Here is a 26,235-nt window from a genome sequence, read left to right as displayed (position 1 = left end):
GAAGGTCCGGGTTTCAAGATAAGGGGATCACTCGTTAGCGGTGGGCACAGGATCAACTGGTGGATTGAGCATCATCGGCACAGAAAGTTTGATTCGCGATGAAAAATCCCATGATGACAAGGTGGCTGCAAAAGTTAAGGGTGGCAACGCCACCCTTAACGCTTGTGCCCCATGCTCAGTTTACGATCTGGCTGCCTGAAGGCAAATAACCAAAAACTAGCGCAGGCCCTGGATGTAATCGGCGACAGCGGCCATGTCCTGATCGGACATCTTGCCAGCGATCATGCGCATCATTTTGGCACCATCGTTGGCGCGCTCGCCAGTGCGGAAGGTCTTCAACTGGGCGACGATGTAATCCGCATGCTGACCGGCCAGACGCGGGAACTGGGTCGGGATGCCTGCGCCGCTCGGTCCATGACAGGACGCACACGAAGGAACACCGATACCGAGGATGCCGCCCTTGTAGATCTTCTCACCGACGGAACCCGGGCCATTGCTCTTGGCCGTGCCACCCTTGGGGGCTTGGGTGGCGAAGTAGGCCGCCAAGTTTTCCATGTCTTCAGGCGTCAGTGTCGCCACCATACCGGCCATGATCGCGTTCTTGCGATCACCGGACTTGAAGTTCTGCAACTGTTTATTGATGTATTCCGGGTGCTGTCCAGCCAGCTTGGGGTACATGGGGATCATGCTGTTACCATCCGCACCATGGCATGCTGCGCAGACCTGCGCTGCTGCTGCGGCCTTGCTGGCATCACCAGCCGCCTGAGCCGTCGTTACTGCCAGCAAGGCACCTAGTGCACCGGCTGCAAACAGCATTTTGTTACGTAACCCCATGCTTCACTCCTCAACGCTATACTTAGATACGGTTATCTGAAAATCCAAACATTTTATCGAAAATCGCTATCTCGTGATAGCATTTTTGTTCTCTCCGCCACACGCCATCGAGCCTTTCATGCCCTTGTTTCAAAACGCGACTTTCTTCATCTCTGCGCACAAGCTGAGCGACCTGCCAGCGCAGACCGGCATCGAAGTCGCTTTCGCTGGCCGCTCCAATGCGGGAAAGTCCAGCGCACTCAACACCCTGGCCAACCACAATCGCCTGGCTTACGTCAGCAAACAACCTGGTCGCACCCAACTGATCAACTTCTTCGCGCTCGGTGACGAGCGCTTTCTGGTAGACCTGCCCGGTTACGGCTATGCCAAAGTGCCGGAAGCCATGCGCAGGCACTGGCAGATGACGCTGTCCAGCTATCTCAGTCAGCGCGACTGCCTGTGCGGTCTGGTGCTGGTGATGGACATCCGTCATCCACTCACGCCTCTAGACCGGCAAATGCTGGACTGGTTCTGTCCATCCGGACGCCCGGTGCACATCCTGCTCAGCAAGTCCGACAAGCTGTCACGCAGTGCCGCCATGCTGGTATTGCAGTCCGTGCGCAAGGAAGTGACGCAGGGCTGGGGAAATTGCACGGTACAGCTATTTTCCAGCCTTAAGAAACAGGGCGTGGAAGAAGCCGAGACCATCATCAGCCAATGGCTGTACCCGCCAGCATCAGAGTCGCCTGAACACCAGGTCCCAGACACCGTGGCCTAGGTTGATGCCACGCTGCTCGAACTTGGTCAGCGGCCGGTACTCCGGCTTGGGCGCGTAGTCAGCGGCCGTGTTTTGCAGCAGTGGCTCGGCGGTCAACACCTCCAGCACCCATTCTGCATATTCCTGCCAGTCGGTGGCCACATGCAGGTAAGCACCCACTTTCAGCTTCTGGCATAACAGGCTCACAAAACCTGCCTGGATCAAACGGCGCTTATGGTGACGTTTCTTGTGCCATGGGTCCGGGAAGAAGATATGCACGCCATCCAGGCTGGCATCCGGCACCATGTGTTGCAGCACCTCCACCGCGTCATGCTGGATCACGCGCAGATTGCCCAGACCACGCTGTTCGATCTGCTTGAGCAGGCTGCCCACCCCCGGCGTGTGCACTTCGATGCCGATAAAATCGACATCCGGCAGATGCGCCGCGATCTGCGCCGTGGCATCCCCCATACCGAAGCCGATCTCGACGATCTTGCTGCTGTCGGCGCGCCCGAACAACTGCGCCAGGTCCAGTGGCACAGGTGCATACTCGATGCCATACGCCGGCATGCCGGTCTCCAGCGCACGCTGCTGCGCCTCGGTCAAGCGCCCCTGACGCAGCACATAACTGCGGATAGGCCGCCGTTTCAGCGCATCTTCGGCTGGTTCAGCCTGTGTCGGAAGCTCATTTGCCGGATCTTGCATGACCCACCGTCCTTGAAAAAAAGCGCAGATTATAGCGTGTGGCTACGATCGCCACGCCGAAAACCGCGCAGCGGGGCTTGTATGCCACGCCCGAGCGCGATCACTTTGAATAACTCGCCCATCTCGGCTGGCGACAACAGCTTCTGCGCTGCCGCCGCCAGCGGCAGATACTGCCCAGCATCTGCCGCAGAAACAGCGGCCAGATGCTCGGTGATGCCGCAATTGATAAGGAACTGTGCCTGCCCGGCATAACCCAGCAGATCCAGTGTAGGCGCAGCCGCTTCCGCTACCGCGCTGAAATCCACATGTGCAGTGATGTCCTGCAGGCCGGGGTAGAAGAACGGGTCGCCATGTGCATGATGCCGGTAATGGCACATCAAGGTGCCTTGCCTGCGCTGCGGGTGGTAATACTCGGCGCGTGCAAACCCATAATCGATGAACAGCAGCAGCCCGACAGCAAGACGCTCAGCCAGGCTGGAGACCAGCGCGCTCGCCGCCGGACAGTGCTCGGTGATGTAGCCGGGTGGCAGGTCCATGCCCTGCACGGCAGCAGGCGTTTGCAGCAAAGGGCGGGCTTGCCAGATGAACCCATCGTCCTGTTCGGCGACACCCAGTGTGTTCCAGCCAGTATCGCCCAGCTCCAGCACCTCGACTGGCAGGGCATCCAGCACCTCGTTGCCGATCACTACCCCGGCCAACGCCTCGGGCAAGCCGTCCAGCCAGTGCACACGCTGCGCCAGGTGTTGAGGCAAGCGGGCGATGTGGGCCTGCTGCTCGGCACGCAACTGGGCACTGACCTCAAGGATCAGATACCGCACAGGCAGGCATTGCAATGCCTCCAGCGCCAGCAACAACTGCGCGGCAAGGCGACCACGGCCCGCACCCAGCTCCAGCACGTCCCCACCGGTTTCGCGCAACACCTCCGCCAGCTGATCGGCCAGGCTCTGCGCGAACAATGGCGAGATCTCAGGCGCGGTGACGAAATCACCATCAGCCCCGAACTTTTGCGCCCCGCCGCTGTAATAACCGAGGCCAGCCGTATACAGCGCCGCGTGCATGTAATCGGAAAATGGCATCCAGCCGCCAGCTGCACGGATCTGTTGTGTGATGTGCTGCGCAAGTTGCTGACTCGCCTGGCGAGCGTCTTGATCTGGAATGGGTAATCGACTCATGGACAGATTATAATGCCGCCACTGATCGAATCTTCAGTATTGATGGGAACCCGGTGAACTCTGCATTGCAAAACAAGGTGGTACTGATTACTGGCGGCGCCAGACGCGTAGGTGCAGCGATCTGCCGCCTGCTGCACGCCAGCGGTGCCGACCTGATGATCCATTACCGTAGCTCGGTGGGCGAAGCACGTGCCCTGCAGGCAGAACTGAATCTGCAACGCCCCAACTCGGTGGCCATCATCCAGGGCGACCTGCTCAATCTGGCAGTGCTGCCCACCCTGATCCAAGGGACCGTCAGCCGCTTCGGCAAGCTGGATGTGCTCATCAATAACGCCTCCACCTATTATGCGACCGAGATCGGCGAGATCACCGAGCCGGACTGGACCGACCTGGTCGGCTCCAACCTCAAAGCGCCATTGTTCCTGTCACAGGCAGCCGCATCAGAACTGAAGAAGCAGCAAGGCTGCATCGTCAACATCACCGACATGCACGTCGAGCGCCCCAAGAAGGGCTATGTGGTCTACAGTGTAGCCAAGGCCGGCCTGATGACGCTGACCAAATCGCTGGCGCATGAACTGGCACCGGAAGTGCGCGTCAACGCGGTAGCGCCCGGCCCGGTGCTGTGGCCGGAAGACAATCCGCAATTCGATGAGGTGTATCGCCAGCGCGTCATCTCGCAAACCCTGCTGAAGCGCATAGGCGAAGGCAACGATGTGGCCAAGGCGGTGCGTTTCCTGATCCAGGACGCACCCTTCATCACCGGCCAGGTCATCGCGGTCGATGGTGGCCGCTCTCTTAACCTATAACGGCCGCTGCGGCCCAACTCATACTGCACCCACCATGACCCAGCATTATCCCGACGACGTTTCCGGCAACTTCCTCAAGCTGCGCAACGGCCTGATCAGCGCCACCGGCAAAGCCATCGGCGATTACAACATGATCGAAAAAGGCGACACCGTGCTGGTATGCATGAGCGGCGGCAAGGATTCGCATGCCCTGCTGATGATTCTGCTCGCGCTGCAGGAACGCGCGCCCATCGACTTCAAGCTGATCGCCATGAACCTGGATCAGAAGCAGCCGGGCTTTCCGGCCGATGTACTGCCAGCCTATCTGGCAAAGCTGGGCGTGGAATACCGCATCGTCGAGGTGGACACCTATTCCATTGTCAAGGAAAAGATCCCGGAAGGAAAAACCACGTGTTCGCTGTGCTCGCGCCTGCGCCGCGGCATCATCTACCGCACCGCCACCGAACTGGGGGCCACCAAAATCGCGCTCGGCCATCACCGCGATGACATCGTCGAAACCCTGTTCCTCAACCTGTTCTTCGGTGCCAAGCTGAAAGCCATGCCGCCCAAGCTGGGCACCAATGATGGCCGCCATGTGGTGATACGCCCGCTGGCCTACTGCGCCGAAAAGGACATCGCCAGCTATGCGCGCAGCATGCAGTTCCCCATCATCCCGTGCGACCTGTGCGGCTCACAGGAGAATCTGCAACGCCAGAAGGTCAAGGACATGCTGAATGCCTGGGAGCGCGAACAACCGGGCCGTGTGAACAATATCTTCCGTGCCCTGACCAACGTGGAGCCTTCGCATCTGGCCGATACCACACTGTTCGATTTCAAAGGCCTGAGCAGCAGCCACGCCCGCCCAGAAGACACGCTGTTCGATGGCGTGGAACTACCCGCAGATGGCGCACTCACGCTGGAGCATGTCGAAGCCAACCGCATCGAGTTCGTGCGCAAGAATATCTGGAACCTCAACTTGCCTGACCCGCGCACACCTGAAACCCTGATGCCCGAAACCCAGTTACCAGCAGTACAGGCATGAGCCATGCCTGAGCCACGATGCCCGGCACACCATGCGATCAAGGGCAGAATGCATTAAAAAAGCCTGATTTGTCTTGAACATACAGCGTCAGGCCATGCGGTCTCCTTGCTCTTGGCTGGCGTTTACTCTTATCATCTGCCCGACTCCCACCTGAATCGCCACTTAATGTCCAAACTGCTTATCGTCGAATCGCCCTCCAAGGCCAAAACCCTCAAGAAGTATCTGGGCAAGGACTTCGAGGTACTGGCGTCCTATGGTCACGTACGTGACCTGGTGCCCAAGACCGGCGCGGTCAACCCCGAGCAGAACTTTGCCATGCAGTACGAGGTGATCGATCGTAACGCCCGGCATGTGGACGCGATCGCCAAAGCAGTCAAGGTGGCCGATGCCATCTACCTCGCCACCGACCCGGACCGCGAAGGGGAAGCCATCTCCTGGCATATCGCCGAGATCCTGAACCAGAAGAAGCTGGTCAAGAACAAGCTGATCAAGCGCGTGGTGTTCCACGAGATCACCAAGAGCGCGGTGGAACATGCCATCGAGAACCCGCGTGATATCTCCATGCCGCTGGTCAATGCGCAACAGGCACGCCGCGCACTGGATTACCTGGTGGGTTTCAATCTGTCGCCGCTGCTGTGGAAGAAGATCCGCCGCGGTTTGTCCGCAGGCCGTGTACAGAGCCCTGCGCTGCGCCTGATCGTGGAACGCGAGCTGGAGATCGAAGCCTTCGTCAGCCGCGAATACTGGACCATCCATCTCGACAGCCGCAAACATCAGCATCATTTCGATGCGCGCCTGATCCAGCTGGAGGGTGAAAAAGTTGAACAATTCACCGTCACCACGCGCGAACAACAGGAAACCATCGTCGGCCGCCTGCTGCTGGCCAGTGCTGGCAAAGCCACCGTCAGCCGGGTCGAAAAGAAACAGCGTAACCGCAGCCCGGCCGCGCCGTTCACCACCTCCACGCTGCAACAGGAAGCCGTGCGCAAACTGGGCTTCACCACCAGCCGCGCCATGCGCGTGGCGCAGCAACTGTATGAAGGTATCGACATCGGTGGCGGTGCGGTCGGCCTGATCACCTATATGCGTACCGACTCGTTCAGCATCGCGGCCGAAGCGGTGATGCAGATCCGCGATTACATCAAAAAGAACTTCGCAGGCGATTACCTGCCGCGTTCGCCCATCATGTACAAAACCAAGGCCAAGAATGCCCAGGAAGCACATGAAGCGATCCGCCCTACCGACATCTCGCGCACCCCAGCCAGCATGCGTGCCTTCCTCAGCGACGAACAGTTCAAGCTGTATGAAATGATCTGGAAGCGCGCCCTGGCCTGTCAGATGGCGCCTGCCAAGTTCGATGCTGTCAGCGTAGACCTCGCCGTGGGCTCGGAAGCCAATCTGTTCCGTGCCAGCGGCCAGACCATGATCTTCCCGGGTTTTATCGCGGTTTACATGGAAGGCGTGGACGACGAGGAAGAAGAATCCGAAGCCAAACTGCCGCATCTGGAAACCGGCGAAGTACTGGATGTGGAAAAGATCTTTGGTGAGCAGCATTTTACCGAACCACCACCGCGCTATTCCGAAGCCAGCCTGGTCAAGGTGCTGGAAGAGTACGGCATCGGCAGGCCGTCCACGTATGCCAGCATCATCTCCACCTTGCAGGATCGTGAGTACGTCCTGCTGGATAAAAAACGCTTCACGCCCACCGATGTGGGCCGCGTGGTCAACAAGTTCCTGACCGAGCACTTCACACGCTATGTGGATTATGACTTCACTGCCAATCTGGAAAACGAACTGGACAACATCGCCGAAGGCGAGCGCGACTGGGTCCCTGTGCTGGAGGATTTCTGGGCAGGCTTCCATCAGCAGGTGAAGGACAAGGCCAATATCGACCGGGCCGACATGACGCACGAACTGACAGGTGAAGACTGCCCCAAGTGCAGCAAGCCCCTGAGCAAGCGGCTCGGTAAATATGGCATGTTCGTGGGCTGCACCGGCTATCCGGAATGCGACTACATCCGCAACGAGAACACGGGCAACCCGGCTGGCGAACCCACCGTGATCGGCAGCGATGCCGAAACCGGCAAGGATATCCTGCTGCTCAACGGCCCGTATGGCCCCTATCTGCAACTGGGCTTGCCGGAAGCGGATGCCAAGAAGAAACCCAAACGCGTCAGCATCCCCAAGGAGATCGCGCTGGCCGATGTGAATCTGGCCGTGGCACAAAAGCTCATCGCCTTGCCGCGCGACCTGGGTCAGCACCCGGAGACCGGCAAGAAGATCGTCGCCAATCTGGGACGTTTCGGGCCGTATGTGAATCACGATGGCAAGTTCAAATCCATCCCCAAGTCGGACAGCGTGTTCGAGATCGACCTCAACCGCGCCGTGGAACTGCTGGCACAAGCCAATTCCGGCCCGGCACCGCTGCGCGAACTGGGCAAACACCCCTCGGATGAAGCGCCTGTCGCCATCTACGCAGGCCGTTATGGTCCTTATGTGCAGCATGGCAAAGTGCGCGCCACGCTGCCTAAATCACAGGAACCAGAATCACTGTCCTTTGAAGACGCGCTGGCCCTGTTAGCCGCCAAAGTGGAAAAGGACGGTGGCGCCAAAAAACCTGCCAGCAAGACGGCAAGCAAGGCCAAAGTCAGCAAAACCACGACCAAAAAGACCGTTGCGGCCAAGAAAGCGCCTGCCGAAAAAGCCACGCCTGCTAAAAAACCGGTGGCTAAAAAAGCCACCACCAGCAAACCAAGGGCAACAAAAACCGTTGCCAAACCTGAGCCATAAAAAGCCAGTAGCAAAACAGGCAGCAAAACTGGCGCCTTGCCTCAGGCACAGCGGCCGTTCAGCCTGGCGAGCGATCAGAAGCAAAAACGCCAGCGTATGCTGGCGTTTTTATTTGTGGCATAGGTACTGCAGGACACTGGGCTCAATGCTGGCTGTTGAACTCGCTCAAATGCAGACGCGGCTTGGCTAGCCCTGCCGTGAGCAGATTGCCCTGCTCCAGCCATTTGCGGATGCGCTGCGCATCGCCCAGGCGCGAGTTCTTGCCTTGTGAATCCAGCAACACGATGATCAAGGGTTCGCCCGAGATCTCGGCCTGCATCACCAGACAGCGGCCAGCTTCCTTGATGTAGCCAGTCTTGGACAAGCCGATCACCCATTCGCCCTTGCGCACCAGCGCATTGGTGTTCATGTAGTGCAAGGGATCGCGCAGACCGCGCACCGGCACATCGCTGGTAGCCAGAGTACTAACCGCGCGGATGTCGTGATACTGATAGGCCGCATTGACCAGCTTGACCAGGTCTTCTGCGGTGGAAATATTACCGGTATTCAGGCCGGTGGCGTCAGCGAAGCGCGTGTCCATCATACCCAACAGCTTGGCCTTGGTGTTCATGGCACGGATGAATGCATCAGCACCGCCCGGATAGCTACGCCCCAGCGCGGATGCGGCACGGTTCTCGGAGGCCACCAGCGCGATCTCCAGCAGTTCGCGGCGGGATAGCTCAGTACCAAGCCGCAAACGTGAACCTGTACCCTTGAGGGTGTCGATATCGGCATCGTTGATGCGGATCACATCGTCCATGGGCAAGCCGGCATCCAGCACCACCATAGCCGTCATCAGCTTGGTCAAGGACGCGATAGGAGTGGGTGCATTGGCATTCTTCGCGTACAGGGTCTCGCCCGTGGACTGGCGTACGATCATGGCTTTGGCGGATGCCAGATTCGGCTGACCATCTGCTGTGAGCTCGGTTTTAATTGGATCGACATCCAGCGCACGCGGCACTGGCTTGCTAGCCGGGCGAGCATGCGCTGTTTGTTGTTTTGTGTGCTTTTGCGCCATCGCCATCGGGGATAACAGCAAGGCAAGCGCCAGCCCAATTACCTGATATTGCTTGATCATCATGGTCTAACCCCTGGCTCACCCCAAATCTGGTAAAGCGATACTATCTAAAATATTCAACAATGTCATCTAGATGCCGCATTTTTTTAAACTATTTATGAACTGCAGAACAAGCGACGCTAGCGAGGTGATTTCGCCTGTGCGAAAATGAATTCGTCGATTCAACATTCTCAAATCAATATTTAAGCTCAGCACAGGCAAGCATGAAAATACCTGACACTTTGTATTACAGCAACGAACATTTGTGGGTCTCGCCCAGTGCGGACGGTGAATGGCTGGCAGGCATCAGCGATTATGCGCAAGACCTGCTAGGGGACATCGTGTTCGTGGACGCGCCCAAACCAGGCGCCCCACTACAGGCTGGAACGCCATGCGGCCTGGTGGAATCGGTCAAAACCGGCTCGGACCTGCATGCGCCGCTGAACGGCACGGTCACCGCCGTGAACAGCAGCCTGGGCGATTACCCGGAACAGATCAACGATGATTGTTACAAGGCCTGGATCTTCAAATTCAAACCCGCAGATGCCGGTGATCTCAGCCGCTTGCTGAGCGCCGAGGGCTATCGCTCGCTGCTGGGTTGAGTATCCCCAGTTTGAGTCTGTGACGAGCTAGCAAGCACAGGTGTGGCGGACTGCGCTTCCAGCACAGCCTGACGCACCATTTCCTTGACCATGAGCTGCAACGCAGGCTGCAGGCTCATCAACATACCGGCGGCCAGCTCTGGCGTCATCACCGGCAAGGCTGGCGGTACGCCTTGATAGGGCTGGTCCAGCACCGGTACATCCTGGTCAGTGGCTTCGTGCTGTTTCAATGCCTGCACCTGGCGCAGCACGCGGGTCAGGTCGTCTTCCGACTCCAGTGCCATCAGACCAGCGCCCCACCGTTGGCATCGAAACTGCGGATCTCATAACCACGGTCACGGTAAAAGCGGTAGCGCTGACGTGCTGCCGCTTTGTCGGCTTCATCCACCCCGACGATCTCGATCAGGCGCGTGAAGCGGCTGAACCACAGCGGCTGCTCTGCTTGCAGATTGACCAGGATATCGTCATGCGGCAACGCACCTTCCTGCCACATGACCACCAGCGGGGTTTCCGCTGCGAGGGCATCGTCCGAGCTGCAGTTGGCATGGAAAGAAACTGCGTCCTGCGTCCACAGCAGATGCTGGAAACGCTGCGCCTCCGCGGCGCTCTGCGCATAGATGAGCAGCTTGCGCCGCTTTCCCAGCGCCTTGGCGGACAGCTGCAGCGCATGCTGCAGCTTGTCACTGACGTTGAAGAAGAACTCGATGCGCGTCATTGCCATTCCGCCATGCTGTGTTCAGCTCGCCGCATGCACTCAGGCAGACTTGTCCGCACGACGCTTGAGGAAGTTGGTCAGCATGGGCACCGGACGGCCGGTGCCGCCCTTTTCCTTGCCGGATTTCCAGGCGGTGCCAGCAATGTCCAGATGTGCCCAGTCATACTTCTTGGCATAACGCGCCAGGAAGCAGGCGGCGGTGATGCTGCCACCCGCGCGGCCGCCGATATTGGCCATGTCAGCGAAATTGCTGTCCAGCTGGGGCTGGTAATCGTCCCACAGCGGCATGTGCCAGGCACGGTCCAGCGCCGCTTCACCGGCTTGCAGCAGCTCCTTGGCCAGTGCGTCCTTGTTGCTGAACAGGCCGGTGGCGTGATGACCCAGCGCGATCACACACGCTCCGGTCAGTGTGGCGATGTCCACCACAGCGGCAGGCTCGAAGCGCTCGGCATAGGTCAGCGCATCACACAGGATCAGGCGGCCTTCGGCATCCGTATTGAGCACTTCGATGGTCTGGCCGGACATGCTGGTCAGCACGTCACCGGGGCGAATGGCGTCTGCATCCGGCATGTTCTCGCAGGTGGGGATGATACCGACCGCGTTGATGGCCAGATCCAGCTCGCCCAAGGTCTTGAAGGTGCCCAGCACGCTGGCGGCACCGCACATGTCGTACTTCATCTCGTCCATCTCGGCACCCGGCTTGAGCGAGATGCCGCCGGTATCGAAGGTGATGCCTTTGCCCACCAGCACCACCGGTTTCTGGCTCTTTTTGCCTTTTTTATGCTGTAACACGATCAGCTTGGGTGGTTGCACACTGCCCTGGGCCACGCCCAGGAAAGAACCCATACCCAGCTTTTCCATGTCGGCACGCTCCAGTACCTCCACCTCCATGCCGTAGTGCTTGGCCATGGCGATGGCTTGTTCAGCCAGGTAGGTGGGCGTGCAGATGTTGGGCGGCAGATTGCCCAGATCCTTGGTCAGGCTGACACCCGCGGCGACCGCCAGGCCTTGCTTGAGACCGGCTTCAGCGAGCTTGCCTGCACCAGCGCCAGCGGCATGGATCACCAGATGAGTGACGCCTTTATCCGTGCTCTTGGGTTTGCCGACCGGGCTGATGTAGCGGTAGCTGCTGTCCTGCGCGGCTTCCACCAGTTGCGCCACCTTCCAGTCCAGATCCTGCTTTTTGATAGCCACTTCCGCCAGACAGCTGTAGACATTGCGTGCCGGCGTACTGGCAAGCGCCTTGATGGACGCCTGCACGGCCTTGCGGTAACCAGCTTCGGTCAGGTCACGCTCTTTGCCCAGACCCACCAGCAGTACACGCTCTGCGGCGATGCCCGGCACCTGCTGCAGCAATAATGTGCTGGCCAGCTTGCCTTCGATGTCGCCCCGTTTGAGCAGCGTGGTCAGATAGCCGTCGCTGGCCTCGTCCACCAGCTTGGCTGACGCGGTCAGTTTGCGTGCTTCATACACCCCCAGAATCAGACATTCACTGCGCTGCTTCTGCGGATTACCGCTTTTTATGCTAAATTCCATGCTGTCTTTCCTCTCAAACGAATTACTTTAATTATCTCGCGTTTCACGGCCAAGTCTATAGGCGTGTTGCGGATAGCGGATATTACCTGCCTTCATCACATGCTGTTCAAACGTTCACTGCTGCACGAGCTCGTCACCACCGCCATCGGGGCGTTCCTGGTGCTGTTCGGTGTGGTCATCGCACAACGCGTCGCCTATTACATCGGCATTGCTGCCAAAGGTAGCCTGGCCAGCGATGCGATCAACACTTTGTTAGGCTTCAGCATGCTGAAGTTCCTGCCCATGATGTTATCGCTGACTTTGTTCCTGGCCGTGTTGTTGACCCTGTCACGCTGGCATCGCGATAGCGAGATGGTGGTGTGGTTCACCTCCGGCCAGGGCATCGCCAGCTGGATCAGCCCGGTGCTGCGCTTCGCTGCTCCGGTGGTGGCGGTGATCGCCCTGCTCAGCATGTTCGTCACCCCCTGGGCCACCATGAAAGGCGCGGACTTCAGCAACCAGCTCAAGAGCCGCGACGAACTGGCCACGATCACCCCCGGTGTATTCAAGGAATCGCGCCAGGCGGACCGGGTATTCTTCGTGGAAAGCTTTGACGAGCTGGGCAATGTGGTCAAGAACATCTTCGTGCAGTCGGTACAGCATCAGCGTATCGGCATCATCGTCGCCAGCCGCGGCCATCGTGAGACCGCCGAGAACGGCGACAACTTTCTGGTGATGCAGCAGGGCCGTCGCTACGAAGGCAAACCGGATACACCGGAATTCACCATGACCGAATTCGAGCGCTATGCCATTCGCATCGAAGCCGGTGAGGTGAAACAGAAACCACCCAATACGCAGGCAAAATCCACCATGGATCTGCTGCAGGAAGAGCATGACGCCAAGAACGTCGCCGAGATACAGTGGCGCCTGGCGCTGCCCATCTCGGCTTTCGTGCTAGTGTTGATGGCCATTCCGCTGAGCTTCGTTGACCCACGTTCCGGCCGCTCTGCCAACATGATGCTGGCATTGATGATCTACGTCATCTACAACAATCTGCTCAGCATCATGCAGGCCTGGCTGAGTCAGGACAAGATCAGTCCTATGGTGGGCTTGTGGCCAGTGCATCTGCTGTTCCTGAGCCTGACCGTTTACATGTTCTACCGGCGCATCTTCCAGTTGCCCTTGTTGCCAAGATGGTGGGGCAAATGAAGCTGCTAAGCCGCTATCTCACGCGCGAGCTGACCGCCAGCATCGCACTGCTCATCGTGGCGCTGATCGCGCTGTTCTCGTTCTTTGACCTGATCCAGGAACTGGAAAGTCTGGGCAAGGGCAACTACAGCCTGGATCAGGTGTTGCTGTTCGTGCTGCTCAGCGCGCCCGGCCATGTCTACCAAGTCGTGCCAGTGGCGGTACTGGTCGGTACCATGTATGCGCTGGGGCAGCTGGCTCGCCACTCCGAACTGATCGTGCTGCGTGTCAGCGGAGTGTCCATCGCCAGTGTGGCGTGGATCCTGATCCGCGTTGGCCTGGTGTTCGTGGTACTCACCTTTGTGGTGGGGGAACTGGTCACGCCGCTCAGCGAAAAAGCCGCACAACGCACCCGTATCAAGGCCACCGATTCCGTGGTGGCCCAGGAGTTCCGTTCCGGTCTATGGGTCAAGGACGGCAACAGCTTCGTGAATGTGGAGGATGTCAAAACCGATGCTGGTCTGCAGAATATCCACATCTTTGCGTTTGATGACAAATTTCGCCTCAACACCATCACCAATGCGCGTAGCGGCCGTTTTGATGGCGAAAGCTGGGATCTGCATGATGTGTCGAAAACCACCTTCTCTGAAGACAAAGTGCGCTCCGACTTCTACCCTTCTTTCAACTGGGGTTCACTGATACGGCCGGAATTGTTGAACGTGTTGCTGGTGGTCCCGGAAAAGATGTCGGCCTGGAATCTGTATACCTATATCCAGCACCTTTCCAGCAACAAGCAAAAGACCGCGCGTTATGAAGTGGCTTTGTGGGCCAAAATGATCTACCCGCTGGCCTGTGTGGTGATGGTGATACTGGCACTGCCGTTCGGTTTCCTGCACCAGCGTGCCACGGGCACCAGTGCCAAGATCCTGGGTGGCGTGATGATAGGCGTGGTATATCAGGTGCTGAACCGGGTATTTGTGCACCTGGGCCTGCTCAATGACTGGTCGCCACTGTTCAGTGCCATATTCCCTACCCTGTTGTTCCTGATGATAGGTTTGAGTCTGCTGATTTACGTGGAGCGACGCTGAACGGCCAGCCCGGCTGGCTTCTGGAAAGATCGAGGCCTAACCAGGCTTGGTTGTATGCGTGACCAGATAACAGCCACTCAACCTGTCATGCAGATATTGTCCGTCCTTGTCCCAGAAAGCCCACAGATACCCGAAACCCAGTGTGGCGATGCTCAGCGTGGCCCAGCCATAACGTGATATCGCCTGACCATAGCGGATGGCCTGACCATCCCGGTTGACCAAGCGCATGCGCCAGGTCTGCATGGCCAGCGTCTGCCCGCCATGACGCCAGCACCAGACAAAATACACCGCCGAGATCAGCCACAGATACAGCTGCATGCCATGACGCTGCACTGCCGTCAGTTCGCTACCAGCGAGCAAAAGATACAACAACGTGGCGATTAACCAGAGTGCCAGCAGCAGCAGGGCATCATAGATCAGGCAGCCGATACGCCGCAGCACCGGCGGCGCGGTCTGGAGCTCGGACACTAGTCAGCGAGATGTTCGACGTCGTCGAACTCGGGATGTTGCTGGCGCAGGGTTTCGCGTTTGGATTCAGGCAGGTTCTGGTACTCACGCCATTTCTTGCGCAAGGCTTCCTGCTTTTCTGGCGGCAACGACTGGAACTGCTGATATTTTTTACGCGCATTGTCGCGTTCGAACGGGGTCATGCGGCTCCAGTCGGTCAGACGTTTTTGTACCCTGTCCTGCTGGGCACTGTTCATCTTGGGATAGTCGCGCGCGATATCCAGCATCTTTTCACGCTGCCAGGGACGCAAGGTATCCCATTCGGCAGCCAGCGGGCTCAGCACCTTGCGCTGGCTTTCATTCAACTGACTCCATTGCGGGTCAGCGGCCGCGTATGCAGCTGGCAACAGCACCACGGCCAGGAACAGCGCTATTGCTGCGCAGTACGCTTTAACCATGTATCAAATCCCCTATCCAGATAAGCCTCTGGCGGTAACTCTGAAGCCAGCAGGAATGCATCGCCTTGTCCGGTGATTTCTTGCCCGGCGAATTGTTGTGTCAATGCGAATACCAGCAGCGCCGAGCCCCCCAGCATGGCAGCTGACATCACGGCACGTTGATGCAGATGCAGGAATTGTCCTGCATGCTGCTTCAGCATCTGCCAGTCGGGCACAGCCAGCGCTGGCTGCGCAGCTTGTGCAAGCGCACGATAACGCGCTTCACGCAGCCGCGCTAGCACGCGCGTATCCAGCGCGTCAGAGGCTTCTTCAAGCATGCTGACGATCTGTTTGGCTTGCTGCTGCTGGTCCATGGTGTTGTGAACAGTATCCTGAATTGTGGTATCGGTTGTCATCGCGTCGCCTCCACGTTGGAGCGAGTCACGGCGTTGCTACTGGTGCTAAGGCCATGATGTTGCAATGCAGCGGCCAGGCTGTGAACGGCACGCGAGCAATGCGTTTTCACACTGCCCTCGGAACATCCCATGGCCGCTGCCGTTTCGGCAACATCCAACTCCTCCCAGTAACGCAGCACAAAGGCTTGGCGTTGACGGTGCGGCAATTTTTGTAATGCCTGTTCGATTATAGCAATCGTCTGGCTACGTTCAAGCTGCCGTTCGGGGTTGTTGCCGGGCTGTTCGACTTCCAGCGTCTCGAGCAGGTCGTGTTCTTCATCATCATCCTGTTTACCAGTGAATGATGACATCAGTGTGGTCCAGAAGCTGCGGACCTTCTGGCGACGCCAGAAATCGCGCATGGTGTTCTGCAGGATGCGCTGGAACAGCATGGGGAACTCGGTGACCGGACGCTGCGCGTAGTTTTCTGCCAGCTTGAGCATCGCATCCTGTACGATATCCAGCGCGGCATGATCATCGCGTACGGCATAGGCCGTCTGCTTGAAAGCACGGCGCTCGACCTGGGCGAGAAAGTCCGCTAGTTCCTGAGAAGTTGCCATACCTTACGGCCAGATTGTCGACATTGGGATAAGATCAATTGCATGCAAACAAGCATGGACAGAGTATAGCAGGTTAAATTTTGTGACCGTGGCCGCTTTCGCTACAATCAATCGCATCTGCCTCGAATCAGCCGCCAGCATAACAGCGGCTTGAAAACGGCCTGGGACTTACTACATGTTCAAACTCATCATCATCGCCTTCGCGATATGGCTGCTGTACCGTATCGTGCGCGGTTATCACCACAGTATCCAGCCACCCGCCCCCGCCCAAGCTGAGCGCATGGTGCAATGTGCCCACTGTGGCACCCACATCCCGGAATCCGAAAGCCTGCAACAGGCCGGTATCCATTATTGCAGCCGCGCACACCTGCCAGACCATGACCAATAACACGGCACCAACCGATTTCCATTTTGCGCCTGCCAGCACTTACTGGCGCTCCATGGTGCTGTTCAATCTATACCGTTTTGTGATTGCCGGTATTTTCATCCTGTCCTATAGCCGACTGGAAAGCTGGTGGAGCAATTTCAACCAGCCGCTGGCGATGCAGCTGGCCTATGCTTACCTGGGAGTTAGCATCGTGGCCGCCGTATTCACCTGGCTGCGCAAACCTCAGTTCAATCGCCAGGTCACGTTGCAAACGCTGGCCGATATCTGCCTGATCGTAGCCCTGATGTACGCCAGCGGTGGCCTCAAGAGCGGCCTGGGACTGCTGCTGGTGATCACCATCGCTGGAGCGAGCGTGATGAGTCAGGGACGGCTGGCACTGGTGTACGCCGCCTACGCCATGGTAGCACTGATGCTGGAACAGTCGCTGCAACTGCTCACCTGGAAGCAGGACCACGACATGTTCTCGCACATCATGTTGTTGGGTTTCAGCTGCTTTGCCACCGCCTGGCTGGCCCATAGCTTTGCCCGCCGTGCCCTGCAGAGCGAGGCGCTGGCTTCGCAACGCGGACTGGATCTTGCCAACCTTGGCCAGTTGAACGAACTGATCACGCAGGAGATGCAGGACGGCGTGGTCATCGTTGACCAGAATTTCGTGGTGCGTCACTACAACCTGCCAGCGCAGGGCCTGCTCGGCATGGACCGGCACCCATGGAAAGATCGCTCACTCAACGACTGCGCACCTCAGATCGCCAACCTGCTGCGTACCTGGATCTACCAGCCGGCAGAAACCACGCCCAGCAGCAACCTGCCCGGCAACACCCTGAAGCTCAACAACAGCGGGCGCGAGTTGCAGTTGCGCATGCTACCGATCGGGCCGGACCGCCTGCACGGCGCAGTCATCTTCCTGGAAGACTGGAGCCAGATGCAGACCCATGCGCAACAACTCAAACTGGCCGCGCTGGGGCGTCTGACGGCCAGCATCGCACATGAGATACGCAACCCGTTGAGCTCCATCAGCCACGCCAATCAGTTGCTGCAGGAAGATGTGCAAGACACCGGCAACCGCCGCCTGCTGCAGATCATCGCCGACAACGTGGAGCGCATGGAGCAGATGGTACAGGACGTGCTGCAACTCAACCGGCGTGACCGTACCCAGCGAGAGCTGATCAAACTGGATGAGTTCCTGCAAGAGTTCCATGCCCAGTTCTGTCAGGTGGAGAACATCCCCGCTGCGCAGTTCAAACTGCAAGCTGCCGCCGAGGTGATCCTGTTCGATCGTGGCCATCTGGATCAGATCCTGTGGAACCTGTGCCGCAACGGCTGGCGTCACGCTAACCCGGACTACCCGGTGCTGACCCTGACAGCTGAAGTGGCGGCCACCAACGACGCGATCCGCATCGAAGTCAGCGACAACGGCAGTGGTGTGCAGGAAGAGATACGCAGCCATCTGTTCGAACCGTTCTTCACTACGGCGGCCAGCGGTACCGGCCTCGGGCTCTACATCACGCGCGAGCTGTGTGAAGCCAACGATGCCAGCATCCACTACGAACCGTTAACTGTAGGCAGCCGCTTTGTACTGCTCATCAAGAAGGGACCTGCCTGATATGACGTCACCGCTGCGCTGCCTGATCGTCGACGACGAAACCGATATACGCGAACTGCTGGTACTGACGCTGGAACGCATGGACATAGCAACCGACAGCGCCAGCAATGTCAGCGAAGCCATGCACCTGCTGTCACAGCGCAGCTATGCCTTGTGCCTGACCGACATGCGCCTGCCGGATGGCACTGGACTGGATCTGGTACAACACATCAGCCAGCACCATACCGGGCTGCCGGTGGCGGTGATCACCGCGTATGGCAGCGCAGACAATGCCGTATCGGCACTCAAAGCCGGTGCTTTCGACTACCTGAGCAAGCCGATCTCGCTCAAGCAACTGCGCCCGCTGGTGCAATCCGCACTGCGGCTTTCGCTGCCGGCGGCGCCAACCAGCAGTACCGCCGACATGATAGGCGAGTCCGCGCCCATCCAGCAGGTGCGCACCATGATCAGCAAACTGGCACGCAGCCAGGCACCGGTTTACATCAGCGGCGAGTCCGGCAGTGGCAAAGAGCTGGCCGCACGCCTGATCCACCTCAACAGCTCGCGCCGCGAAGGCCGCTTCATCGGGGTCAACTGCGGCGCCATCCCGGAAGCGCTCATGGAGAGCGAGTTCTTCGGCCACAAAAAGGGCTCGTTCACGGGCGCCCATCAGGACAAGGAAGGCATGTTCCACGCAGCCAACGGAGGCACGCTGTTCCTGGACGAGGTGGCCGACCTGCCGCTGGCCATGCAGGTCAAGCTGCTGCGCGCGATTCAGGAAAAGAAGGTGCGCATGGTGGGCGACACTCAGGAAGAATCCGTGGATGTGCGCATCATCAGCGCCACGCACCGCAACCTGGCCTTGATGATGGAGAACGGCCAGTTCCGACAGGACTTGTACTACCGCCTGAACGTGATCGAACTGAAGCTGCCGCCGCTGCGCGACATGCCCAACGACATTCCGATACTGGCCAACTACCTGCTGGAAAAACTCTGCAAGACGCAGGGCTGCGCCACTCCGGTCTTGTCAGCCTCGGCACTGCGCGCCCTCAGCGAGCACCGCTTCCCGGGCAATGTACGCGAGCTGGAGAATGTGCTGGAACGTGCCTTGGCCTTGTGTGATGGCAACAGCATCAGCGCCCAGGACCTGCTGCTGCAGACCGGCAACCTGCCCGCCGGCCCGGCGCTCGATGTAGGCAAGATGGGCTTGCCAGATTATCTGGACGAGATAGAGCGTCGCCTGATCCAGGATGCGCTCAGCAAGACCAATCAGAACAAGACTGCGGCTGCCAAGCTGCTGGGGGTGAGCTTCCGCACGCTGCGCTATCGTCTCGGACGGCTAGGCATGAGCAAGCCGGGTGAAGAAGAGATCGAAGAAGACGAAGCCTAGGGCCGAAGTTGGGAACAACAGTCATCCAGACAAACCAAACCGGCGGTAGATTGCGTGCTTGGCTGCCTTCCTCACAGTGACAGGCTGTGCAGCTAGTTGCGAACTCCATAGCACGGCCAATCCGCTTGCCTGAGTTGCCGCCTGCGCGGGAACGGCGACGATGACAAGCTCACTCAGCAACGCTGGAAGCTTGCTGAAGCAACTCAACCGAGCACGATGGCGAGATACGCCAGATACATGCCGCCATTCACCCACAGGTGCCAGATGCGCAGCTGACCACGCGCGATCATGGCGCGCAGCCAGATCGCCGCCAGCAGCGTGACGATGACCCCGGCCAGCACTTCCACGCGCGGCTCCCAGGGCGTGAGCATGATGCCGATAGCGGGCAACAGCGTGCCTTGAAACACCATGGCACCGGTGATGTTGCCGAAAGCCAGCGTATCCTTGCCCTTGCGTATCCACAGGATGCTGTTGACCTTTTCGGGCAGCTCGGTGGCGATCGGGATGATCAGCAGTGACAACAGCAGCGTGGAGATGCCGATCAGCGCTGCAGCGGCTTCCACGCCATGGATGAAACCTTTGGCGCCCGCCACCAGCAACACCAGCCCCAGCACCAGTTGCAGCACGATGACCACCATGTTGTCCGGCAGGCCCAGACGATTCAGGTACATCTCCTCGTCCGCCTCGGTGCCATGACCATCCTGCACCAGCGCCTTGGACGCGCGTATGGTCAGCATGATGTAGATGAAGTAGATCAGTACCATGCCAAAACTCAGGGCGGCACGCACCACCGCATTCTCGTGCGGCACATACATGGCCACGCTGGCCAGCACGAAGGCCATGATGAAGAAATTCAGGTCACGGATCAGGCCATGCTTTTCCGGGTGGAAATGGCCCTGGCTGCCACGGCGCAACCAGACGGCGAAGGCCATCAGCGAAATGGACAAGGTGGCCAGCATCAATGGTGCCCCCAGGATCGCGCCCACGCCGATCTCATGGTTGGTGGCCATGTTTTGCGTACCGGCCAGCAGCGCCAGCAAGGGGATGGAGGTCTCCGGCAAGGCAGTACCCACCGCTGCGAACAGAGAGCCGGTCACGCCTTCAGAGATCTTGAGTTTTTCACCCAGATGTTCCAGTGCATTGGTAAACACCTGCGCTGCGATTAGAATCAGGATCAACATCAGGAACAGCTGCAGGAACACCATGGGGATCAACTCATTGAAGGAAGATGCCAAATTTTACCGGATAAGCCGTCCATGCGCATGATAGAGATCGACGCACACGGGCTTGTTTCCGCTGCCCGCCAGCTGCATACGCCCAACCAGGACCAGCGCCCTGAGGCAATCGATATCAGCCTGGTGGTGATCCACAACATCAGCCTGCCGCCGGGGCAATATGGCGGCGATGGCGTGCTGCAACTGTTCACCAACCGGCTGGACAAGGACGCGCACCCCTATTACGCGAGCATCCATCAGTTGCGGGTATCGGCACACTTCTTCATCCGCCGCGATGGCGAACTGATCCAGTTCGTGCCCTGCGAACAGCGCGCCTGGCATGCCGGTGTGTCAAGCTGGCAGCAGCGGGAACGCTGCAACGATTTCTCGGTCGGAATCGAGCTGGAAGGCTCGGACGACGAGCCATTCATGGCGCCGCAATATGAGACGCTCAATCTGTTGCTTGGCGGCTTGCGGCAACGATACCCCATCGCGGCAGTGGTCGGACACAGCGACATCGCGCCGGGACGCAAGACCGACCCGGGGCCGTATTTTGACTGGTCACGGCTGAGCGCTGCCACCGACCTCATTGCCATTGCCCACTAACCCCAGCCCAGGCTGACATTGACCGTATAGAGAACGTACATCCATGAAGCGCCCACCCCTATCCCTGCGGCTCGCTGCGCCATTCTGTTTGCGTCTGGTTTTCTTTCGTCTGGTTTTATTGCGACTCGCTGCCTTGGTGCTCGGCAGCCTGGCGCTGGCCGCCTGCGACAAACCGGAAGCCCCTGCCGTAAAAGCCGCCAACGTCACGCTGATCACGGTTGCCCGCGCTGAAACTGTCGATCTGGAGGTGCGGGAACAGGCCGTAGGCAGTATCGAAGGTCTGGTCGACCCCACGGTGGCAGCCGAGATCGCCGCGCGCGTGGTCAAGGTGCTGGTGAATCCCGGCCAGGCCGTCAGGAAGGGGCAGGTCATCGCGTTGCTGGACCCCACCGACTACGGCTTTATGCAGCGTGAGGCCGAAAGCGAAGTCAACCGCCTGGAAACCCTGCTCGCCAACCAGCAACGCATGGTGGAGCGTAACCAGCGCCTGGTGGAAAAGAACTTTCTGTCACAGACCGCGCTGGATGATGTGAGCACGCAGCGCAGCGCGCTGCAACAGCAACTGGATGCGGCACGCAGCCGTCTGGCCGGGGTACGCAATACCGGCAGCAAGACCCAGGTACTGGCCCCGGCAGATGGCATCGTGGAGAAGCAGATCGTCGCCAGCGGCGATTACGTCAAGATCGGTGACCCCATCCTGCAGATCATCGGCACGCAGAAGCTGCGCGTGCATCTGCCGTTCCCGGAGTCGGTGGCAGGCAAGCTGCAGCCGGGCATGACCGTACGGCTCACCACCCCTACTGCCGCCGAACCGCTGACCAGTACCGTGCGGGCACTCAAACCCTTGATCGGGGCTGGTAACCGCGCGGTGGATGTCACCGCGGATGTAGTGGGTCAGCCCGGCTGGCAACCCGGTGCCAGCGTGGAAGGCACCGTAGTGCTCAGCAAGCGTGACGCAGCGGTGGTGATCCCGGAGCAAAGCCTGGTGTTGCGCCCGGCCGGTGAAGTCGCCTATGTCATCGACAACAATAAAGCGGTACAGCGCATCCTCAAGACCGGTCTGCGCCAGGAAGGCCGCGTGGAAGTGCTGCAAGGCGTGGTGGCGGGTGAGCTGGTGGCCGCCGATGGCGCGGGCTTTCTGACCGACGGTGCCGAGGTGAACATCCAGAAGCCCAGCCAGGCGGCGACCGCACCATGACCCTGCCTGAGCTCTCGATCAAGCGCCACGTGCTGGCCTGGATGGTGTCCGGCCTGCTGGTGCTGTTCGGCATCATCAGCTATCAACGCATAGGCGTGGACCGCTTCCCGTATATCGAATTCCCCATCATCTCCATCAGCACCACCTTGCAGGGCGCCAACCCGGACATCGTGGACGCCAGCATCACCAGCATCATCGAGACCGCCGTCAACACCACGCCCGGCATCGAGCATATCCAGTCCACTTCTTCGCCCGGCGTGTCGGTCATTACCATGACCTTCAGCCTCAGCAAAGACATCGACGTGGCCTACAACGAGGTGCAGTCCAAGGTGAATCAGGTGCTGCGGCGGCTGCCCGCCGATATCGACCCGCCCGTGGTGCAAAAGGTGGAGACCAATGCACAGCCCATCATGTGGCTGGCGTTGCGCGGCGACCGCACCACGCAACAGCTCAATCTGTATGGCTATAACATCCTTAAGAAAAAACTGGAGACCATCAACGGCATAGGCGAAGTGCGCCTGGGCGGCCGTCGTGATCGCACCATACGCGTCAACCTGCTGCCGGAGCGCATGGCCGCCTACAACCTCACCGCCACCGACCTGATCGAAGCCTTCAAGCAGCAGCATGTCCAGCTATCCGGCGGTTTTCTGGTAGGCAGCAATACCGAAAAACTCATGAAGCTGGACCTGGAGTTCCACAAGCTGAGCGATCTGGCGCAGATGGTGGTGAGCTACCGCGATGGTGCGCCGATCAAGCTGGAACAGGTGGCCGAGCTGGAAGATGATCTTGCCGACTTCCGCCAGCTGGCGCGTTTCCGTGGTGAGCCTACGGTCGGCCTGGGCATCGTCAAGGTCGCCAATGCCAACACCGTCGCCATCATCGCGGAAGTGGAACGCCGTCTGGACGAAGAGATCCGGCCATCGCTGCCGCCCGGGCTGCACATCGATGTGTCCACCAACGACGCGCTCTACATCAAGGATCTGGTCAAGTCCTTGCAGGAGCACCTGATCGAAGGCACCCTGCTGGCCGCGCTCATCGTGTGGTTGTTCCTGCGCTCGGTACGTTCCACGCTGATCATCGCCACCGCCATCCCGGTATCGCTGCTGGGCGCAGTGGCGGTGATGTATTTCGCCGGGTTCACCTTCAACACCATGACCCTGCTGGCCCTGCTACTGCTGATCGGCGTGGTGGTGGACGATGCCATCGTGGTGCTGGAGAACATCTTCCGGCACATGGAGGGCAAGGGTGAACACCTGGTTCCGGCACCAGCCGGTGATAGTGATACAGGCAGCCATGCGCCTGCGGACCCCGTCCATGCCGCCATCAACGGCAGCCGTGAAGTAGCGTTTGCGGTGATCGCCGCCACCTTGTCACTGGTGTGCATCTTTGCGCCGGTGATCTTCATGGACGGCATCATCGGCCAGTTCTTCAAATCCTTCGCTGTGGTGGTGACCTTTGGCGTGCTGGTCTCGCTGATGGTGTCGCTGACGCTGACGCCCATGCTGTGCTCGCGCTACCTCAAGGTCAGCCACCAGCATGGCCGCCTGTACCATGTGCTGGAGCGCGGCTTTCAGCGCATGGACCGCCGTTACGCCAGCCTGCTGGGCTACGCCCTCGCGCATCGCTGGAAAGTGGTGGCACTCACCGTGATCGTGGTGCTGAGCAGCGGCCTGCTGTTCGCCAAGGTGCAGAAGGAATTCGTCCCCGAGGCCGATGAAGGCCGCTTCGTGGTCTCGTTCAAGACGCCACTCGGCTCCAGCCTGGAATACACGGATAGCCGCTTGCAGCTCATCGAGCAGGTGCTGGCCAAGTATGACGACCAGATCGCCAGCTACTTCACCACCATAGGCTTTGGCCTGCAGGGGCAGGTCAACAAAGGCAATGCCAATATCCGCCTCAAGGAGCGCCATGAACGCAGCATGAGCCAGCAGCAACTCATCCAGAAGCTCAAGGAAGAGTTCGACCAGATCCCCGGCGTGCGGGCCTTCCCGGCACCGGTGGCCATCGTGGGCGGACAACGCCCGGAAAAGCTGCAGTTCAACCTGGCCGGGCCTAAGCTGCAGGAAGTGGGCCGCCTGGCCAAGGCACTGCAACAGAAACTGACCACCACGCCCGGCATAGGCAAGGTGGATCTGGATATCGAGCTGGATCTGCCGCAACTGGTCATGAAGATAGACCGGCAGCGTGCGGCCAGTCTGGGCATCTCGGCCAGCGATATCGCCACGGCGCTCAGCATGTATACCGGCGGCATCGACATCGCCAAGTTCAATGACGAACCGGGCGACGGCCAGCGTTACGATATCCGCCTCAAGGCCAAGGACGGCAGCCTGCAACAGGCCGCAGACCTGAGCAGGATCTACCTGCGTAGCGGCACTGATGAGCTGGTGCGGCTGGACAGTCTGGCCAGTTTCAAACAGGAACTGGGCGCCGCCGTGATCGGGCGCTTCGACCTGCAATACGCGGCCAACCTGTACGCGTCACCGACCATGCCGCTGGGTGAAGCTATCAATGTGGTCAAGAGTACAGCTGCCGAGATGCTGCCCGCCGGCTACAGCGTACGCCTGACCGGCCAGGCCGAGGAACTGGGCAAGACCGTCGCCAACATGGCGTTTGTGTTCGCACTGGCGCTGGTATTGCTGTACATGGTGCTGGCCAGCCAGTTCAACTCCTTCCTGCAGCCATTGATCATCATGCTGGCGCAACCACTGGCCATCATCGGTGGCGTGCTGGCGCTATGGCTGACCGGCAATTCGCTGAATATCTTCTCGATGATAGGGCTGGTGCTGCTGATCGGGCTGGTGGCCAAGAACTCCATCCTGCTGGTGGACCTGACCAATCAGCTGCGTGCACAGGGGACACCGATAGATGAGGCGTTGCGCAGCGCCTGCCCGATCCGGCTGCGCCCGGTACTGATGACCTCGCTGACCATCATTCTGGCGCTGCTGCCCGCCGCACTGGGGCTGGGGGCGGGTTCAGAGACCAACGGGCCGCTCGCCATCGCGGTGATAGGCGGCATGATCTCCTCCACGCTGTTGACGCTGGTGGTGGTCCCTGCCGTGTACTCGCTGACGGCACATGGCCAGGACAGGCTGCACCAGCGCCGCCTGCGCCTGACCTCCCTCAGAGGCTAGCTCAAAGGCTAGCTCAGGCTGAGCAGCACCACAAAGCTGACGATGCCGGCCAGCGTGGCACGCACGGTCATGCGACGGTATTTAGGCATCTGCCAGGCCATGATGAAACCGCTGACCAGCAACAGCAGCAAGGCGGTGGCCATCACGGCGGCATACACCTTGAACGGTGTACCGCCCTTGGCCTTGTGCAGCTGCACCAGATGCCGATACCAGCGGGTGTCTTTGACTTCCAGCCTGGCCAGAGCCGGATCTTCAGTAGGTGACAGGCTCACATCGCGCGCGGCACCACTCCATTCCAGCTGGAACGAGGTGCCCACTTTGCGCACCCCGGCGCTGCCACTAGGCAGTTCGATCCCGCGACTTGCCAGCTCCTGACTGGCCAGCGCCACCAGCGCGTCCTTGTCACTGCTCAGCGGCTGCTGCAGCGCGATGTCAAAATGCTGGCTGTCGTAACTGCCTTTGATACCCCAGGTGTAAAAACCACCGGTCACAAAGAACATCAATGCAACCGGTAAAATAAAGGTGGCCAGCAGCAAGTGCAGCTTGACCAAAAACACTC

At 59.4% G+C, this 26,235-nt stretch carries 26 protein-coding genes; 13 read left to right on the top strand and 13 right to left on the bottom strand.

Features of this window, described 5'->3' with window-relative positions; translation table 11 throughout:
* Positions 1 to 216 precede the first annotated feature (216 nt).
* Positions 217 to 834, bottom strand: a complete 618-nt coding sequence (locus ED236_RS09030) for a c-type cytochrome (RefSeq protein WP_171001779.1) — start codon at positions 832 to 834, stop codon at positions 217 to 219.
* A gap of 118 nt (positions 835 to 952) precedes the next feature.
* On the opposite strand from ED236_RS09030, the gene yihA reads away from it, so the two are divergent.
* Positions 953 to 1,591: a ribosome biogenesis GTP-binding protein YihA/YsxC gene (gene yihA / locus ED236_RS09025; RefSeq protein WP_123237705.1), complete on the top strand. Its 639-nt coding sequence runs from the start codon at positions 953 to 955 to the stop codon at positions 1,589 to 1,591.
* Here yihA and trmB read toward each other — a convergent pair.
* Complete coding sequence (gene trmB / locus ED236_RS09020; RefSeq protein WP_123237639.1) at positions 1,550 to 2,275, bottom strand: tRNA (guanosine(46)-N7)-methyltransferase TrmB; 726 nt, start codon at positions 2,273 to 2,275, stop codon at positions 1,550 to 1,552. The genes yihA and trmB overlap by 42 nt on opposite strands.
* A 29-nt stretch (positions 2,276 to 2,304) precedes the next feature.
* Positions 2,305 to 3,447 (bottom strand): class I SAM-dependent methyltransferase, encoded by a 1,143-nt coding sequence (locus ED236_RS09015; RefSeq protein ID WP_123237638.1) that lies wholly within the window; start codon positions 3,445 to 3,447, stop codon positions 2,305 to 2,307.
* A gap of 65 nt (positions 3,448 to 3,512) precedes the next feature.
* Here ED236_RS09015 and ED236_RS09010 point away from each other — a divergent pair, with 65 nt between their 5' ends.
* The 3 genes from ED236_RS09010 to topA all read left to right on the top strand — a co-directional run bounded on the left by ED236_RS09010 (position 3,513) and on the right by topA (position 8,064).
* Positions 3,513 to 4,253, top strand: coding sequence for a pteridine reductase (locus tag ED236_RS09010; protein WP_123237637.1), 741 nt, complete (start codon positions 3,513 to 3,515; stop codon positions 4,251 to 4,253).
* A gap of 34 nt (positions 4,254 to 4,287) precedes the next feature.
* A complete protein-coding gene (gene ttcA / locus ED236_RS09005) occupies positions 4,288 to 5,274 on the top strand; it encodes a tRNA 2-thiocytidine(32) synthetase TtcA (protein ID WP_123237636.1) in 987 nt (328 codons plus the stop codon).
* A 165-nt stretch (positions 5,275 to 5,439) separates the two neighbouring features.
* Entirely contained in the window at positions 5,440 to 8,064 is a 2,625-nt protein-coding gene (gene topA, locus ED236_RS09000; protein ID WP_123237635.1) for a type I DNA topoisomerase, read from the top strand.
* Positions 8,065 to 8,206: 142 nt separating this feature from the next.
* Here the strand turns inward: topA and pbpG are convergent, their stop codons facing one another.
* Positions 8,207 to 9,184 carry a D-alanyl-D-alanine endopeptidase gene (pbpG, locus tag ED236_RS08995; RefSeq protein WP_420820419.1) on the bottom strand — a complete coding sequence of 326 codons (978 nt, stop codon included), beginning with the start codon at positions 9,182 to 9,184 and terminating at the stop codon, positions 8,207 to 8,209.
* A 200-nt stretch (positions 9,185 to 9,384) separates the two neighbouring features.
* Between pbpG and gcvH the strand changes: the two genes are divergently transcribed.
* The gene (gcvH, locus tag ED236_RS08990; RefSeq protein WP_123237634.1) at positions 9,385 to 9,762 is read left to right on the top strand and encodes a glycine cleavage system protein GcvH; all 378 of its coding nucleotides are present in this window, start codon (positions 9,385 to 9,387) and stop codon (positions 9,760 to 9,762) included.
* Here the strand turns inward: gcvH and ED236_RS08985 are convergent.
* From ED236_RS08985 to ED236_RS08975, 3 genes are read right to left on the bottom strand one after another with little or no spacing between them, the layout of a single operon-like run.
* Positions 9,741 to 10,046 (bottom strand): hypothetical protein, encoded by a 306-nt coding sequence (locus tag ED236_RS08985; protein ID WP_123237633.1) that lies wholly within the window; start codon positions 10,044 to 10,046, stop codon positions 9,741 to 9,743. The two genes, gcvH and ED236_RS08985, sit on opposite strands and share 22 nt — an antisense overlap.
* On the bottom strand, positions 10,046 to 10,483 hold the full coding sequence (locus tag ED236_RS08980; RefSeq protein WP_338053165.1) for a DNA polymerase III subunit chi: 438 nt from the start codon (positions 10,481 to 10,483) through the stop codon (positions 10,046 to 10,048). The genes ED236_RS08985 and ED236_RS08980 overlap by 1 nt, the downstream gene beginning before the upstream one ends.
* Positions 10,484 to 10,516: 33 nt before the next feature.
* Positions 10,517 to 12,013, bottom strand: coding sequence for a leucyl aminopeptidase (locus tag ED236_RS08975; protein WP_123237631.1), 1,497 nt, complete (start codon positions 12,011 to 12,013; stop codon positions 10,517 to 10,519).
* A 99-nt stretch (positions 12,014 to 12,112) separates the two neighbouring features.
* Between ED236_RS08975 and lptF the strand changes: the two genes are divergently transcribed.
* Together lptF and lptG are read left to right on the top strand one after the other, a co-directional pair.
* On the top strand, positions 12,113 to 13,201 hold the full coding sequence (gene lptF / locus ED236_RS08970; protein WP_123237630.1) for an LPS export ABC transporter permease LptF: 1,089 nt from the start codon (positions 12,113 to 12,115) through the stop codon (positions 13,199 to 13,201).
* Positions 13,198 to 14,268 (top strand): LPS export ABC transporter permease LptG, encoded by a 1,071-nt coding sequence (gene lptG / locus ED236_RS08965; RefSeq protein ID WP_123237629.1) that lies wholly within the window; start codon positions 13,198 to 13,200, stop codon positions 14,266 to 14,268. The genes lptF and lptG overlap by 4 nt, the downstream gene beginning before the upstream one ends.
* A gap of 36 nt (positions 14,269 to 14,304) precedes the next feature.
* Here lptG and ED236_RS08960 read toward each other — a convergent pair whose 3' ends face one another.
* From ED236_RS08960 to ED236_RS08945, 4 genes are read right to left on the bottom strand one after another with little or no spacing between them, the layout of a single operon-like run.
* Positions 14,305 to 14,736: an RDD family protein gene (locus ED236_RS08960; protein WP_240032095.1), complete on the bottom strand. Its 432-nt coding sequence runs from the start codon at positions 14,734 to 14,736 to the stop codon at positions 14,305 to 14,307.
* Positions 14,736 to 15,173 carry a DUF3106 domain-containing protein gene (locus ED236_RS08955; RefSeq protein WP_123237628.1) on the bottom strand — a complete coding sequence of 146 codons (438 nt, stop codon included), beginning with the start codon at positions 15,171 to 15,173 and terminating at the stop codon, positions 14,736 to 14,738. The genes ED236_RS08960 and ED236_RS08955 overlap by 1 nt, the downstream gene beginning before the upstream one ends.
* Positions 15,146 to 15,568, bottom strand: a complete 423-nt coding sequence (locus ED236_RS08950; protein ID WP_240032093.1) for a DUF3619 family protein — start codon at positions 15,566 to 15,568, stop codon at positions 15,146 to 15,148. Before ED236_RS08950 ends, ED236_RS08955 begins: the two co-directional genes overlap by 28 nt.
* On the bottom strand, positions 15,565 to 16,167 hold the full coding sequence (locus ED236_RS08945) for an RNA polymerase sigma factor (protein ID WP_123237626.1): 603 nt from the start codon (positions 16,165 to 16,167) through the stop codon (positions 15,565 to 15,567). Before ED236_RS08945 ends, ED236_RS08950 begins: the two co-directional genes overlap by 4 nt.
* A gap of 175 nt (positions 16,168 to 16,342) precedes the next feature.
* Between ED236_RS08945 and ED236_RS08940 the strand changes: the two genes are divergently transcribed.
* Genes ED236_RS08940 through ED236_RS08930 form a run of 3 tightly spaced genes read left to right on the top strand, consistent with a single transcriptional unit; the run spans position 16,343 to position 19,527 of the window.
* Positions 16,343 to 16,555 carry a PP0621 family protein gene (locus tag ED236_RS08940; RefSeq protein ID WP_123237625.1) on the top strand — a complete coding sequence of 71 codons (213 nt, stop codon included), beginning with the start codon at positions 16,343 to 16,345 and terminating at the stop codon, positions 16,553 to 16,555.
* Positions 16,545 to 18,158: a sensor histidine kinase gene (locus tag ED236_RS08935; RefSeq protein ID WP_123237624.1), complete on the top strand. Its 1,614-nt coding sequence runs from the start codon at positions 16,545 to 16,547 to the stop codon at positions 18,156 to 18,158. The genes ED236_RS08940 and ED236_RS08935 overlap by 11 nt, the downstream gene beginning before the upstream one ends.
* 1 nt (position 18,159) lies before the next feature.
* The gene (locus tag ED236_RS08930) at positions 18,160 to 19,527 is read left to right on the top strand and encodes a sigma-54-dependent transcriptional regulator (RefSeq protein WP_123237623.1); all 1,368 of its coding nucleotides are present in this window, start codon (positions 18,160 to 18,162) and stop codon (positions 19,525 to 19,527) included.
* A 203-nt stretch (positions 19,528 to 19,730) separates the two neighbouring features.
* Here ED236_RS08930 and ED236_RS08925 read toward each other — a convergent pair whose 3' ends face one another.
* Positions 19,731 to 20,732 carry a sodium:calcium antiporter gene (locus ED236_RS08925; protein WP_123237622.1) on the bottom strand — a complete coding sequence of 334 codons (1,002 nt, stop codon included), beginning with the start codon at positions 20,730 to 20,732 and terminating at the stop codon, positions 19,731 to 19,733.
* A 51-nt stretch (positions 20,733 to 20,783) separates the two neighbouring features.
* Between ED236_RS08925 and ampD the strand changes: the two genes are divergently transcribed.
* The 3 genes from ampD to ED236_RS08910 are packed head-to-tail and all read left to right on the top strand — an operon-like array spanning position 20,784 to position 25,676.
* Positions 20,784 to 21,347, top strand: coding sequence for a 1,6-anhydro-N-acetylmuramyl-L-alanine amidase AmpD (gene ampD, locus ED236_RS08920; RefSeq protein WP_420820418.1), 564 nt, complete (start codon positions 20,784 to 20,786; stop codon positions 21,345 to 21,347).
* Between the two features lie 43 nt (positions 21,348 to 21,390).
* On the top strand, positions 21,391 to 22,545 hold the full coding sequence (locus ED236_RS08915; protein WP_123237621.1) for an efflux RND transporter periplasmic adaptor subunit: 1,155 nt from the start codon (positions 21,391 to 21,393) through the stop codon (positions 22,543 to 22,545).
* Positions 22,542 to 25,676 carry an efflux RND transporter permease subunit gene (locus tag ED236_RS08910; RefSeq protein ID WP_123237620.1) on the top strand — a complete coding sequence of 1,045 codons (3,135 nt, stop codon included), beginning with the start codon at positions 22,542 to 22,544 and terminating at the stop codon, positions 25,674 to 25,676. The genes ED236_RS08915 and ED236_RS08910 overlap by 4 nt, the downstream gene beginning before the upstream one ends.
* 8 nt (positions 25,677 to 25,684) lie before the next feature.
* On the opposite strand, the gene ED236_RS08905 is transcribed toward ED236_RS08910, so the two are convergent.
* On the bottom strand, positions 25,685 to 26,233 hold the full coding sequence (locus tag ED236_RS08905; protein ID WP_240032100.1) for a PepSY domain-containing protein: 549 nt from the start codon (positions 26,231 to 26,233) through the stop codon (positions 25,685 to 25,687).
* Positions 26,234 to 26,235: the final 2 nt, after the last annotated feature.

This window comes from Pseudomethylobacillus aquaticus (assembly GCF_003730115.1).
Taxonomy (GTDB): Bacteria; Pseudomonadota; Gammaproteobacteria; order Burkholderiales; family Methylophilaceae; genus Pseudomethylobacillus; species Pseudomethylobacillus aquaticus.
Note: the sequence above shows the minus strand (reverse complement) of the source record. Positions and strands in the feature narration are given on the sequence as shown.

What these genes read in the sequence shown, in the direction of transcription:
- ED236_RS09030 (WP_171001779.1), bottom strand. Translation starts at nt 834, where the DNA reads ATGGGGTTACGTAACAAAATGCTGTTTGCAGCCGGTGCACTAGGTGCC.
- yihA (WP_123237705.1), top strand. Translation starts at nt 953, where the DNA reads ATGCCCTTGTTTCAAAACGCGACTTTCTTCATCTCTGCGCACAAGCTG.
- trmB (WP_123237639.1), bottom strand. Translation starts at nt 2,275, where the DNA reads ATGCAAGATCCGGCAAATGAGCTTCCGACACAGGCTGAACCAGCCGAA.
- ED236_RS09015 (WP_123237638.1), bottom strand. Translation starts at nt 3,447, where the DNA reads ATGAGTCGATTACCCATTCCAGATCAAGACGCTCGCCAGGCGAGTCAG.
- ttcA (WP_123237636.1), top strand. Translation starts at nt 4,288, where the DNA reads ATGACCCAGCATTATCCCGACGACGTTTCCGGCAACTTCCTCAAGCTG.
- topA (WP_123237635.1), top strand. Translation starts at nt 5,440, where the DNA reads ATGTCCAAACTGCTTATCGTCGAATCGCCCTCCAAGGCCAAAACCCTC.
- pbpG (WP_420820419.1), bottom strand. Translation starts at nt 9,184, where the DNA reads ATGATGATCAAGCAATATCAGGTAATTGGGCTGGCGCTTGCCTTGCTG.
- gcvH (WP_123237634.1), top strand. Translation starts at nt 9,385, where the DNA reads ATGAAAATACCTGACACTTTGTATTACAGCAACGAACATTTGTGGGTC.
- ED236_RS08985 (WP_123237633.1), bottom strand. Translation starts at nt 10,046, where the DNA reads ATGGCACTGGAGTCGGAAGACGACCTGACCCGCGTGCTGCGCCAGGTG.
- ED236_RS08980 (WP_338053165.1), bottom strand. Translation starts at nt 10,483, where the DNA reads ATGGCAATGACGCGCATCGAGTTCTTCTTCAACGTCAGTGACAAGCTG.
- ED236_RS08975 (WP_123237631.1), bottom strand. Translation starts at nt 12,013, where the DNA reads ATGGAATTTAGCATAAAAAGCGGTAATCCGCAGAAGCAGCGCAGTGAA.
- lptF (WP_123237630.1), top strand. Translation starts at nt 12,113, where the DNA reads ATGCTGTTCAAACGTTCACTGCTGCACGAGCTCGTCACCACCGCCATC.
- lptG (WP_123237629.1), top strand. Translation starts at nt 13,198, where the DNA reads ATGAAGCTGCTAAGCCGCTATCTCACGCGCGAGCTGACCGCCAGCATC.
- ED236_RS08955 (WP_123237628.1), bottom strand. Translation starts at nt 15,173, where the DNA reads ATGGTTAAAGCGTACTGCGCAGCAATAGCGCTGTTCCTGGCCGTGGTG.
- ED236_RS08950 (WP_240032093.1), bottom strand. Translation starts at nt 15,568, where the DNA reads ATGACAACCGATACCACAATTCAGGATACTGTTCACAACACCATGGAC.
- ED236_RS08945 (WP_123237626.1), bottom strand. Translation starts at nt 16,167, where the DNA reads ATGGCAACTTCTCAGGAACTAGCGGACTTTCTCGCCCAGGTCGAGCGC.
- ED236_RS08940 (WP_123237625.1), top strand. Translation starts at nt 16,343, where the DNA reads ATGTTCAAACTCATCATCATCGCCTTCGCGATATGGCTGCTGTACCGT.
- ED236_RS08935 (WP_123237624.1), top strand. Translation starts at nt 16,545, where the DNA reads ATGACCAATAACACGGCACCAACCGATTTCCATTTTGCGCCTGCCAGC.
- ED236_RS08930 (WP_123237623.1), top strand. Translation starts at nt 18,160, where the DNA reads ATGACGTCACCGCTGCGCTGCCTGATCGTCGACGACGAAACCGATATA.
- ED236_RS08925 (WP_123237622.1), bottom strand. Translation starts at nt 20,732, where the DNA reads ATGGTGTTCCTGCAGCTGTTCCTGATGTTGATCCTGATTCTAATCGCA.
- ampD (WP_420820418.1), top strand. Translation starts at nt 20,784, where the DNA reads ATGCGCATGATAGAGATCGACGCACACGGGCTTGTTTCCGCTGCCCGC.
- ED236_RS08915 (WP_123237621.1), top strand. Translation starts at nt 21,391, where the DNA reads ATGAAGCGCCCACCCCTATCCCTGCGGCTCGCTGCGCCATTCTGTTTG.
- ED236_RS08910 (WP_123237620.1), top strand. Translation starts at nt 22,542, where the DNA reads ATGACCCTGCCTGAGCTCTCGATCAAGCGCCACGTGCTGGCCTGGATG.